At 68.1% G+C, this 11961-nt stretch carries 11 protein-coding genes; 5 read left to right on the top strand and 6 right to left on the bottom strand.

Translation table 11 applies throughout. The annotated features are described in order from the left end of the window. Window positions 1-14 precede the first annotated feature (14 nt). Window positions 15-764 (bottom strand): class I SAM-dependent methyltransferase, encoded by a 750-nt coding sequence (locus ACTWQN_RS33605; RefSeq protein ID WP_443207679.1) that lies wholly within the window; start codon window positions 762-764, stop codon window positions 15-17. A 112-nt stretch (window positions 765-876) separates the two neighbouring features. Continuing rightward, window positions 877-1911, bottom strand: coding sequence for an SDR family NAD(P)-dependent oxidoreductase (locus ACTWQN_RS33600; RefSeq protein ID WP_443207678.1), 1035 nt, complete (start codon window positions 1909-1911; stop codon window positions 877-879). A 392-nt stretch (window positions 1912-2303) separates the two neighbouring features. On the opposite strand from ACTWQN_RS33600, the gene ACTWQN_RS33595 reads away from it, so the two are divergent. From ACTWQN_RS33595 to ACTWQN_RS33580, 4 genes are all read left to right on the top strand, one after another. Continuing rightward, window positions 2304-2900, top strand: a complete 597-nt coding sequence (locus ACTWQN_RS33595) for an LppU/SCO3897 family protein (RefSeq protein ID WP_443207677.1) — start codon at window positions 2304-2306, stop codon at window positions 2898-2900. Between the two features lie 78 nt (window positions 2901-2978). Next, the gene (locus ACTWQN_RS33590; RefSeq protein ID WP_443207676.1) at window positions 2979-4139 is read left to right on the top strand and encodes a ClpP family protease; all 1161 of its coding nucleotides are present in this window, start codon (window positions 2979-2981) and stop codon (window positions 4137-4139) included. Between the two features lie 147 nt (window positions 4140-4286). After that, window positions 4287-5249: an isopenicillin N synthase family dioxygenase gene (locus ACTWQN_RS33585; RefSeq protein WP_443207675.1), complete on the top strand. Its 963-nt coding sequence runs from the start codon at window positions 4287-4289 to the stop codon at window positions 5247-5249. A gap of 84 nt (window positions 5250-5333) precedes the next feature. Beyond that, on the top strand, window positions 5334-6716 hold the full coding sequence (locus ACTWQN_RS33580; protein WP_443207674.1) for a purine-cytosine permease family protein: 1383 nt from the start codon (window positions 5334-5336) through the stop codon (window positions 6714-6716). On the opposite strand, the gene ACTWQN_RS33575 is transcribed toward ACTWQN_RS33580, so the two are convergent. Continuing rightward, window positions 6685-7455, bottom strand: coding sequence for a MerR family transcriptional regulator (locus ACTWQN_RS33575; RefSeq protein ID WP_443207673.1), 771 nt, complete (start codon window positions 7453-7455; stop codon window positions 6685-6687). The two genes, ACTWQN_RS33580 and ACTWQN_RS33575, sit on opposite strands and share 32 nt — an antisense overlap. A gap of 63 nt (window positions 7456-7518) precedes the next feature. Between ACTWQN_RS33575 and ACTWQN_RS33570 the strand changes: the two genes are divergently transcribed. Next, window positions 7519-7989, top strand: coding sequence for a DUF6194 family protein (locus ACTWQN_RS33570; protein WP_443207672.1), 471 nt, complete (start codon window positions 7519-7521; stop codon window positions 7987-7989). A gap of 46 nt (window positions 7990-8035) precedes the next feature. Here the strand turns inward: ACTWQN_RS33570 and glnA are convergent, their stop codons facing one another. The 3 genes from glnA to ACTWQN_RS33555 form a co-directional block, all read right to left on the bottom strand. Continuing rightward, window positions 8036-9460, bottom strand: coding sequence for a type I glutamate--ammonia ligase (gene glnA / locus ACTWQN_RS33565; protein WP_443207671.1), 1425 nt, complete (start codon window positions 9458-9460; stop codon window positions 8036-8038). A 296-nt stretch (window positions 9461-9756) separates the two neighbouring features. Continuing rightward, a complete protein-coding gene (locus ACTWQN_RS33560) occupies window positions 9757-11661 on the bottom strand; it encodes an ABC transporter permease (protein WP_443207670.1) in 1905 nt (634 codons plus the stop codon). 20 nt (window positions 11662-11681) lie between these two features. After that, window positions 11682-11961, bottom strand: a 280-nt coding sequence (locus ACTWQN_RS33555; RefSeq protein ID WP_443207669.1) for a hypothetical protein, incomplete at its 5' end; no start/stop codon positions are given.

The raw sequence follows: 11961 nt of genomic DNA, 5'->3' as shown, positions 1-11961 counted from the left end.
CGCACGTCGACGGGTTACCGCGCGGGCGGTGCGCTTCGCCTTGCGATGGTGATGATCTCCGGGCTGGTGTCGGTCAGCGGGCTTCGGGACCAGTCGCCGAACTGCTCCTCGACCGCAAGTCCGGCGCTGGTCAGCAACGACGTCAGGGCGGCCCGGTCGAGGAACCGCAGCGTGCTCCGACTCGTCCGCGGCCGGTCCCACCCGGGGCTGGCGAACGTTTGGGTGAAGCGGACCACGCCCTCGTCGAGCGGGGCTTCGACCTCGTGCCAGGAGCGCACCACGACACCCTCGTCGTCGGTCACCTCGACCACGTCGTCCGGGGTCCAGCGCTCCCAGTCCCGAACGAGCGGGTTGCGCGTCTCGAACGCGAAACGACCGTCCGCGGTGAGGGTCGACCGGATCGCCGCCAGCGCGGCGCGCAGTTCTTCGTCCTCGACGAACACCTGGAACGCGTGACCGGTCATGACCACCAGGTCGAATTCACGGTCCCAGGCGGCGCAGGAGAGGTCGCCCAGTATCCATTCGACGTCCGACCGCTGGCGCGCCTGCTCCAGCATCGCCGCTGCGGGATCGAGGCCGCACAGCCGCCCCGCGTGACCGAGCTCCCTCGCCAGGTGGAGCAGTTGTCCAGTCCCGCAACCGATGTCCAGCACGGACCCCGCGGACATCACCATCGGCAGGTAGAAGTCGAAGTCGCGTCGGCCCGCGCAGAGCGAGTCGTACAGCCTGGCGAGGCGCGGATCGGCGAACAGTCGATCAACCACCACGCCTGTCTACCGCAGGCCGCACGCCGAGGGCGACCGATTTATGCCTTCCCGCATTCGCGGGCGGCGTGAATGCGGAAAGTGCTGCCGTACCGGCGAACGGGAGAGGACATCATTGGATCGACCAGCCGCCGTCCGAGGGCAGGACGACGCCGGTGATGTTGACCGAGTCGTCGCTGAGCAGGAACGTGATGGACGCGGCGAGGTGTTCGGGTTCGGCGACGCCGGGGATCAAGGCCAGCACCGGTCCGAGCCGCTCCTGGGCCAGCGACGAGCCCATGTTGCCCTCGATGTTGGTGGCGACGCCGCCGGGCGCAACGGCGTTGATGCGGATGCCCTGGGCGGCGTACATGAACGCCGCGCTGCGGGTCAGCCCGACCACGGCGTGCTTGGACGTGGTGTAGGCGGTCCCGGAGGTCGAGCCGCGCAGCGCCGCCTCGGAGGCGACGTTGACGATGGCCCCGCGCCGGGCCGCGAGCATCGCCGGTAGGACTGCCCGGGTGAGCCGGAACATCCCGTTGAGGTTGACGTCGAGAACCCGTTGCCACAGCTCATCGCTGACCTCGTGCAGCGGCACGAAGGAGTCCGTGATGCCCGCGACGTTGGCGAGGGCGTCGACCCGACCGTCGGTAGCGGCCACGATCGAGGCCACACCGTCTTCGGTGGTGATGTCGGCATGGACCGGGACGAGGTCGTGCTCGCGGTGCGCGGCGACGAGTTCGTCGAGTCGCTCCGGCACGACGTCGACGGCCACCACCCGGCCGCCCTCCCGCGCGACCCGCGATGCGGTGGCGCGGCCGATCCCGGAGCCAGCGCCGGTCACGACAACGGTGTTCCCAGTGAAGCGGCCTGGCGTGATCCGCTCCTGCCACTGCGGCAGCGGGGCGGGCCGAGCCGATTCGGTCGGAGCCGGTTCGTCGTGCGCGGCCGACGCTTCGTTGGCCTGCGCCACGAGCCGGTCGAGGTCGGCGGTGGTCATCTGCCCACCGCTCATGGCGACGAGCCGGGTCATCGAGAACTGCCGGACGGCCGCGAGAACGCCTGGGTTCTGGCCGCTGTCCGCTAGCAGACGACGCAGGATCGGACCACCCACCGGATGGTCGAGCCATTCACCCACAGTGGATTCGCCGGACAGCGCAGCAGCCATTGCGTCTTCCCCTTTCATCACCCGAGAAACGCAACGTATCCCACGCAATCCACGGCCGCGCCACCGACACACCCGCGCTTCGACGAGCAGGCGCGCCGCGTCCGGAACAGCGCGCGGCGCGACCGTTTCCTACCGCACCGACCGGAAGAACTCCCGGATGTCCGAGACCAGCAGGTCCGGCGCCTGCAACGAGGCGAAGTGCCCGCCGCAGTCGGCCGATGTCACCAAGCACCTCGGCAAACTCGCCAACCGCTTCGGCAATGCAGCCAACTCGTGAGTTCCCGGTTCGCACCGGGAAAACGCGCGAATTCGGGAGGGGTCCCGAGCGGTGCGCGGTACACATCTTCCGCAAGCGGATCGTGGACGGTCCCCGATGGCACCTCGGAGTTGTGATGCGGAAAGAAGTTCTGCTGCTGGTCGGTGGTCTGCTCGCGGCCACCCCGCTGACCGCCTGCGTGGCCGTGAATGCGGGCTTGCCCAACAGCTCGGTTGATCGCACCGCATCAGACGTCGACATCCGCCCGACCACCACGCCTCGGCCGGGCGACTGCGTCGGCATCGACAGCGACGAGCTCTGGGTGGTCGACTGCGCCAACCGCAATGCGGTGGCCCGGGTGACCAGGCAGGTGCCCACCGGCCAGTCGGACAGCTGCACGACGGACGATTACGTCGGGTTCGACTTCCACAACACCAAGCCCAGTAACGCCAAGCCCAGTCTCTGCCTGATGCTGCACGGCGACGACGGCGACTGCTACCAGGATTTCGACACCCGGCTGGCCACCGGAGGGCGGGTGGACTGCACGGACCCGACGGCCAAGGTGCGTCTCCAGCGGGTCGTCGACGGCGACGCCCGCACCGCGTGCCCGCAGTTCGCCGCGCCCGGAGATCCGAACGCGGTAGGGCTCTTCTACGGCAACGCACCCGACTTCGACGCGACACCGATCACCTCGCGTGATGTCACGTTCTGCCTGGCATCACCGAATTCCTAGACTCCGTAACCGAATGAGCCGTCCTGAACGGGCGGACGAGGTGTCACCGCGTCCCGCTGACGAGGAGAACGCCTGGCAATGACTGATCCCCCGGAATTCCCGAACCGCACCCGGTCGCGGGCAGGGCACCTGACCGCGTACGGGCACGATCGCGACGAGCTGATGCGACATCGGATCATCGTGCTCGACCAGGACATCGACGATGCCGTGGCGAATCGGCTCGTCTCGCAACTGTTGCTGTTGAACGCCGATGATCCGGCGACCGACATCATCTTCCTGATCGACTCCCCAGGCGGCTCGGTCACCGCCGGGTTGGCCATCACCGACACGATGGCCCTGGTTTCCTGCGATGTGGCGACCTATGCGATGGGCCTCGTCGCGGGGATGGGGCAATTCATCCTCTCGGCTGGGACGAAGGCCAAGCGCTACGCCCTGCCGCAAGCCCGCATCGTGATGCGGCCGACCTCGGGCGCGGGTGATGTCACCGGGGTGCGGCAGGAGCTGGCCCGAATGATCGCCGAGCACACCGGGCAGACCGTCCAGCGGATCCTCGACGACCAGCTCTCGGGGCGATCGTTGAACGCCGAGGAAGCCCGCGAGTACGGTCTCGTCGACCACATCGTCACCCAGCTGGCGCCGCTGACCCGCAACGCCGATCCGGGCGGTTCGGGGCCGCACCTCACCTATCGCTGCGACGGTGCGATCGCCGTCGAGTTTCCGCCGCACGACGCCACGAACACCGATTCGCACGACCGGTTCGAGGGCGAAGCAGCGACGCAGGACGAGGTGCGGCTGGCCGAATCCCGGCTCCTCGACCTGGCCGACCTGGTCAACCCCCACCACAGCTGGGGCGCCATCCAGCTGGACCTCTCCGGGCGTGGCCAGCCCAGTGGAAGGCCGCCGGATCGCACCTGGACCGACCCGGTCGCCGCCGGTGAGCTCTACGACCTGCTGCGCGACTGCGAGCCGGACGTGTACAAGGCCGCGCTGGCCGGGGCGGTGGAAAGCGGTGAGCCCCGCGCGGTCCTGAAGTCCGCGATCAAAGTCGGCAGACCGGAATCGTTGGGGCAGCTGGAAAGACTGCTCAAGAAGTACGCGACCAGGGAGATCGTGGAGGACTACCTCAACAGCGGCTCCCCGGACCTCGAACGCGCCGGGCGGAGTTGGGCGCGCGAGTTCGGGTTCGTGGTCAACGAGCTTCCCGTCGGAGGAGGCGAGGGCAGGTGGGGCACCCGCTGAACCAGACCGGTGCGGTTGCCGAAGGAAAATCAGCGTAGTTCGGGGCTCGTGTATTTCGCGGATGTGAAATCCCGGCCGTGGTCTTGCCTGTCGACCGCGGGCGGCCGAGAGTGGCTGGCAGCGGTGTCGTCGATGTGAGGAGCGCGGATGGCTTCGTCGGTACCACTCGTTGACCTGCGGCCCTGGTTCCGGGGTGGCACCGAGGATCGCGCCCAGGTCGCCGCCGAAATAGACGAGGCGTTGCGGGATTCCGGGTTCTTGCTGATCACCGGGCACGGCGTTCCGGACGAGCTGCGCGCACGCACCCGCGAGGTGGCCCGCCGCTTCTTCGCCCTACCGGCGGAGACGAAGGAGGCCTACGCGGTGTCCGTCGCCGGGCGGGGCTGGCTGCCGCCGGGCGCCGAGGCCAACGGGTACTCCGAAGGCACCGAGACCCCACCGGATCTCAAGGAGTCCTACTCGGTCGGTGCGGACACCCCGGTCGGCGATGCAGCGGTCGATTCCTTCTGGTTCCAGCCCAACGCGTGGCCGACGGAGGTGCCGGAATTCGCCGCGACCGCGCAGGAGTACATGACCAGGATGCGCGCGCTCTCCGATGAGCTGCTGACGATCTTCGCCGCCGCGCTGGACCTGGACCCGACGCACTTCACGGCGCACACCCGGCATCCGACCTACACGTTCAACATCAACTGGTATCCGGCGATCAACCGGGTCGGGACGCCCGCCGCCGACCAGTTCCGGATCGGCCCGCACACCGACTTCGGCACGGTGACCGTGCTGGACCGCCAAACCGGCGTCGGCGGGCTGCAGGTCTACACCAAGGACGGCAGCTGGGAAGACGCGCCCTACGACCCGAGCGCGTTCACCGTGAACATCGGGGATCTGATGGCACGCTGGACCGGGGACCGCTGGCGTTCGACGCGGCACCGGGTCCTGCCACCGGATGCCAGCGCCCCCGACGAGGAGCTGACCTCGCTGATCTTCTTCTACGAGACCAACCACGACGCCCGGATCAGCTCCCTGGCGCCGCCGATCGGGCAGACCACCTATCCCGACGTGATCGCCTCGGAGTACCTGAAGGCCAAGCTGGACGCCATCACCGTCGGCTGACATCGGCGCCAAACCCGGGGAAGCGGAACATCGGACTGCTGCGCTGCGGTGTCCACAAGCGACGAAGATCGGGAAGGTCCGCGGATGGACACCACGAAATCTCGGCAGACCACGTCCGCGTACGGCGAACGGCTGGTCGCAGTCGAGCCGGGCGGCATCGAGCCGGTCTCCGATGCGGACCGGCACGGCACCGCCCGCCAACTGCTGTGGACCTGGACGTCGCCGAACCTGGAATTCGCCACGATCTTCATCGGCGTGCTCGCGGTATCTGCCTTCGGGCTCGGCTTCTGGCAGGCGTGTTTCGCGTTGGCGATCGGCAACCTGCTCGGCGCGCTGGCGCACGGCGTGCTGTCGGCTCGCGGCCCGAACCACGGCGTGCCGCAGATGGTGCTCGGCCGGGTGGCGTTCGGCTACCGGGGCAACGCGGTGCCCGCGGCGCTGATGTCGGTGATGGCCGGGGTCGGCTGGTTCGCCGTCAACAGCGTCAGCGCGGCGTTCGCCTTCGCCACCTTGACCGGCCTGCCGGTGCTCGGTTGCCTGGGCATCGTGACCGTGCTGCAGATCGTGATCGCGTTCTTCGGCCACAACCTGATCCAGGCCTACGAGAAGTACGTATTCGGGGTGCTCGCCGCGGTGTTCGCGGTCGTGGCGGTGGTGATCTTCAGCCAGACCAGTCCGGGAAGCGTCGACGGTGGCGGTGGTCTCGGCGGGTTCCTGCTCGCGGTCGGCTCGGCTTTCGGCTACACGGCCGGGTGGAATCCCTACGCCGCGGACTACGCGCGCTACCTGCCGAGGTCGGTGAACCGCCGCGCGGTCGGGGTTTTCGCCGGTCTCGGCCTGTTCTTGGCCACCACGGTCCTGATGGCGGTCGGTGCGGCGTCGATGACGATCGTCGGCGGCGTGGCATCGGACAACCCGACGACCGCCTTCACCGGGCACCTGCCCGCGGCGCTGGCCGCGGCGACGCTGCTGGTGATCACCCTCGGCGCGATCGCGGCGAACGTGCTCAACGTCTACTCCGGCGCGTTGGCCTTCCTCTGCCTCGGTATCCGGCTGCCGCTGGCGTGGCGGCGCGCTGGCATGGCGCTGGCCTTCGGCGCGGTCGGGTTCGTCCTCGCCTGGCTCGGCCTCGCCGACGCCGGGGAGGCCTACGAGAGCTTCCTGCTGATCATCTCCTACTGGATCAGCCCGTGGCTCGGGGTGGTGCTGATCGACCAGTACCTGCGCCGTGGCAGCCGAATCGACGACCTGCTCTACGACACCGCGCACCGCAACGGGGCGGGCGTCATCGCGTTCGTCGTCGGCGTGCTCAGCTCGGTGGTGCTGTTCGCCAACCAGGCCCGCTACACCGGCCTGGTCCCGCAGAACCTCCCATGGGTCGGCGACATCACCTTCCTCGTCGGCTTCGCGGTCGCCGCCGTCGTCTACCGGTGGCTCACACCGCTGAAGTCGCGGACGATCCGGTGAGCGGCGCGGCTTCTGCTGGCCCGGATGGCGACCGTGACAGCAGGGCGCTGAGGGCGGCGGCGCCTTCCAGCAGAGCTCTCGAACGAACTTCGATGCTCGCGTCCCGGGCGGCCAACGTGGTCATCACCTCTTCCCAGCGGTGGGCTGGTTTCAGCTGCGGCATCAAGGCTTTCAGCGGCGCGATGCGGTAACCGGCGATGCGCAGCTGGTGGACGATGCGGGCGTCTCGGACTTGATCGGGCGAGTAGCGTCGCGGTTCTCGTGCGGAGTCCCGGCGGGCGACGACGAGACCTTCCGCGTCCCAGTGCCGCAAGGTCGACGGGCGCACGCCGAGCGCGGTGGCGAGTTCGGAGATGCTCATCGAGTCCGAGGGGCGCACGTCATCGATCGGCTCCGCGGCGATGGCCTCGGCGGCCTCCTTGGCCAGTTCGAGCTCCTGGCGCTCGGTGTCGAGTCGGGCGTGTGCCGCGTCCAGGAGGGCGAGCACGTTCGACGGCGGGTGTCCGTGCGCGGCGCGCAAGATCCGCTTCGCCTCGACCGGACCCGCGCCGACCGCGAGAGCTCGATAGGCCAGCGCGGCGTGCAGGTGCGGCTCGGCGTAGATCCGGTAACCGGTCGGGGTGCGTCCGGCCGGGGGCAGCACGCCGTCTCGCTCCAGGTTGCGCACCTGCTGCACGGAGTACCCGGCCTGTCGTGCGACGTCGACCGTGCGCATTCCGATCGATTTGCGACTTCCCACTCCACCACCTCGGCTCCCTCGACGTGAAGTCTCCACAAGCACCTTAATGAAAAGCTGGAACGCATGAGCATTGACGAGATCATCGAGTTCGTCGAAGGCCTCGGTGGGGTCCTGACCCTCAGCCCGGCACCCGGCGATGGTTCACCCGAGATCAGCTGGGGCGACACGTTCTTCTACTACTCACCGGGCGGTGTCGTTCCGAACGCCACCCAACCCTTCGCGACGATCGTGACGAAGGACTACCCGGGCGACGAGGGATCACGGCTGAACCGGCCGAACACCTTCCGGCTGAACTTCTCCGCCGGAAAAGAGGCATTCGTCGGGTGGACGGGCCACGAGCCGCGCGAACCGACCACCGGTGACGCCGACGTTGCCGACACGGTGATCGCCCACCCGGTCTACGGCAGGCAGGGTTGGCTCGCCGTGGTGAACCCGGGTTCGCGAACGCAGACAGCGGCCCGCGAGCTGCTCCGCACCGCCCACCAGCTCGCCCGCACCCGCTACCAGCGACGTGCCAGCTCGGCATCGCGGTAGCCTGCCGAAGGCTCGCGCCACCGTCCAGGCAACCGGACGTCCCCGGCTAGACGTCGTAGTACAGCTCGAATTCGTAGGGGTTCGGGCGCAGTCGCAGCGGATCGATCTCGTGGTCGCGTTTGAAGGCGAGCCAGGTCTCGATGACATCCGGCGTGAACACGTCGCCGCGCAACAGGAAATCGTGGTCGTCCTCCAGGCTGGCCAAGACCGCGTCCAGCGAGGACGGCACCTGGACGACGTGCTGGGCCTCGTCGGGCGGCAGCTCGTAGAGGTCCTTGTCGATCGGCTCCGGCGGCTCGACCTTGTTGGCGATGCCGTCCAGGCCGGCCAGCACCATGGCGGCGAAGGCCAGGTAGGGATTGCCGGATGAATCCGGGCAGCGGAACTCGATCCGCTTGGCCTTCCCGCTGCTGCCGGTGACCGGGATCCGGATGCAGGCCGAGCGGTTGCGCTGCGAGTACACCAGGTTCACCGGGGCCTCGAAGCCCGGCACCAGGCGGTGGTAGGAGTTCACCGTCGGATTGGTGAAGGCCAGCAGGCTCGCCGCGTGGTGCAGGATGCCGCCGATGTAGTGCCGGGCGAGATCGGAGAGACCCGCGTACCCGGTCTCGTCGTAGAACAGCGGCTGGTCGTTCTTCCACAGCGACTGGTGGGTGTGCATGCCGGAGCCGTTGTCGCCGAACAGCGGCTTGGGCATGAACGTCGCGCTCTTGCCGCGCTGCCACGCGGTGTTCTTCACGATGTACTTGTAGAGCTGCAGATCGTCCGCGGCGTGCAGCAGCGTGTTGAACCTGTAGTTGATCTCGGCCTGCCCGGCGGTGCCGACCTCGTGGTGCGCCTTCTCCACGCTGAAGCCCGCGTCGATCAGGTTCAGCACGATCTCGTCCCGCAGGTCGGACTGGTGGTCGGTGGGCGGGACGGGGAAGTACCCCGCCTTGTACTTGATCTTGTAGCCCTGGTTGCCGCCGTTCTCGGCGCGGCCGGTGTTCCACCAGCCCTCGTCGGCGTCGATCTCGTGGAACGAGGCGTTCTCCGAGGTCGTGAAGCGCACCGAGTCGAACAGGTAGAACTCCGCCTCCGGACCGAAGAAGGCGGCATCCGCGATGCCGGTTTCGGTGATGTACTGCTCGGCCTTGCGCGCGATGTTGCGCGGATCGCGGCTGTAGGCCTGCAACGTGAACGGGTCGTGGACGAAGAAGTTGAGCAGCAACGTCTTCTCGGCCCGGAACGGATCCAGCCGGGCAGTGTAGGGGTCGGGCAGCAGCAGCATGTCCGACTCGTGGATCGACTGGAAGCCGCGCACCGACGAACCGTCGAACGCGATGCCCTCGTCGAAGATCTCGGCAGCGAAGGACTCCGCCGGTACCGAGAAGTGCTGCATGATGCCCGGCAGGTCGCAGAACCGGACGTCGATGAACTTCACATCCTGGTCGGAGACGAACCGCAGGACCTCGTCTGGGCTGGTGAACATCGCTGCCTCCCGCCAATCGCACCGGCGAGGGAGCTGGCACGTCCCTGCGACCACCCTCAGCTGCTGACGCAGCCAACCCGCCGAGCCCCCACCGCGAGGAAGTCACCCCAGTCTCGCAGCCGCACCCCACCCCTGCCACCAGCCGACCACCCGGCGCGAAGGGCGAAATTCGGGAAAGAATCACGAAAAGCGGCGACGCCAAGTGAATCGACCCCCGAAGAAACGTGTCGGCGGCGTGCTCGTGAGTGATCTCTGCGGTACGAACCGGAATTCTCACTCACGAGCACGCCGGGGCCTCAGCCCTTCACCGCTCCGGCGGTTAGGCCTTCGGTTAGGAAGCGTTGGCCGAAGGAGTACATCAACACCACCGGGATGCTGATCAGCAGCGATGCCGCCGCGAGCACACCGTAGGGGACCACGTCGCCGAAGATCATCGACTGCAGACCGACCGGCAGCGTCTTGAGGTCGTCGGAGGTGATGAACACGAAGGCGAACAGGAACTCGTTCCACGCGTTGGTCAGGGTGAACAGCGCCACCGCCAGCATGGCCGGTTTCGCCAGCGGCATGACGATCCGCACGAACGCCTGGAACCTGGTGGCGCCGTCGATCATCGCCGCCTCCTCCAGTTCCACCGGGATCGACCGGAAGTAGCCCAGCAACAGCCACGTCGCGAACGGCAGGGTGAAGGTCGGATAGGTGAGGATGAGCGCCCACCGGCTGTCGATCAGCTGCAGGTCGCTGAGCAGCTGGTACAGCGGGATGAACAGCAGCGCGCCGGGCATCACGTAGGTGATCAGCACCGCACCGGTCAGCGTCTGCGCGCCGCGGAAGCGCAGCCGGGCCAGCGCGTAACCGGCGAGCGCGGCGAAGACCATGGTGAGCGCGGTGGCCACGACCGACACGAAGATCGTGTTGAGGTACCAGGTGCCGAACGGCTGCTCGTCGAACAGCCGGGTGAACTGCTCCAGGCTCCACGGCAGCGGGAACAGGTCGTTGGTGCGGGCGGTGATCTGGGTGTCGGTCTTGAACGCCGTCACCACGATCCAGTACAGCGGCCCGACCACGAAGATCAGCACCACCGCCATCGCCAGCCACGCCGGGAGCCGCCGGGAGACCTGCCTCGGCGGTCCGCCGCTGAAGTTCGTCCCCCCGGCGAAGCGGCCGAAGAGGACGCCGAGCCCGATGATGACCGCGAGCCCGAGCGCGGCCTTCCACGCGATCGACGGGTTGATCACGACCAGCGAGATGGCCAGCGCGATCAGGCCGATCCAGGTCAGCGCCCGGCGGTAGCGGGCGATCCAGCGCCCGATGGCACTCTCCTTGACACCCGGTCCCTGGTTGCGCAGGTACCGCGCGAGGATGAACACCAGCACCGCGACGACCGGCACCATCACCAGCGCCACCGCCGCGCCAGCGCCGTACTGCAGCTGTTGGATCGCCTTCGTGTAGGCCACCAGCACGTACGGCGTGGTGGCCTGACCCGGACCGCCCTGGGTGAGCAGCCAGATCAGGTCGAAGTTGTTGAACGTCCAGATCGACGACAGCAGCGTGGTCACCACGATCACGTAGCGCAGGCCGGGCAGCGTGATGTGCAGGAACCGCTCCCAGGCGTCCGCGCCGTCGACCGCCGCGGCCTCGTAGAGGTGGCTGTCGATCGCTTTGAGCCCGGCGAGGAAGTTCACCGCGAAGAACGGGATGCCCTTCCACACGTTGACCGCGATCACCGCGGGCATGGCCAGGTCCGGGTCCGCCAGCCAGGTGGCCGGCCACTGGTCCACCAGGTGCAGCCACTCCAGCAGCGGCCCGATCCCGAGCGCCGACAGCAGCGTGTTCAGGCCGCCGAAGAGCGGATCGAGCATCGCGCGCCAGGTGAACGCGGTGACCACGGTCGGAATCACCCACGGCAGCAGCACGAGTCCCGCCAGCAGCGCCCGGCCGCGGCGCAGGTTGTGCAGCAGCAGGGCGACGATCAGCCCGATCACGATCTTGAACAGCACCGAGTAGACCGTGAAGATGTAGGAGTTCTGCGCCCCGGCCCGGAACGTCGGATCGCTCGGCAGCGCGAAGAAGTTCGCCAACCCCACGAACACGGTGTCCGAGCCGTGCCGGGCGGTGAAGCTGAGCACGATGGAGTCGGCGAACGGCACCGCGATCAGCCCGAAGATCAGCACCACCAGCGGTCCGACGAACAAGGCCGCCATGCGCCACTCCCGCGCCCGGTTCACCGCTGGCCCCCGAACCGCTCGACGAGTTCCACCGGTCGGCCCGGACCGATCAGACTCGACGGCATCGCGGACCTGACGTGGATCGCGCCGCCGCTGGTCTGAGTGCCTGTCTTTGAAGTGGTCGTGTCGGGCCGTCCACCTCGGGTGAGGTGGACGATTTCGCGCGAAATCGCCTTCTCCCACGCGGGGCGGGTGGCGATTTCGCGCGAAATCGCCAGGTCTGCCACCCGCACCGCGAAGCAGGACGAGTTCGAAGTCAGGGTCGTGGTGGCTGCG

Source organism: Saccharopolyspora antiqui, assembly GCF_052246905.1.
Lineage (GTDB): Bacteria > Actinomycetota > Actinomycetes > Mycobacteriales > Pseudonocardiaceae > Saccharopolyspora.
The sequence above is the reverse complement of the archived record's forward strand: the minus strand, read 5'-3'. Positions and strand labels throughout refer to the sequence as shown.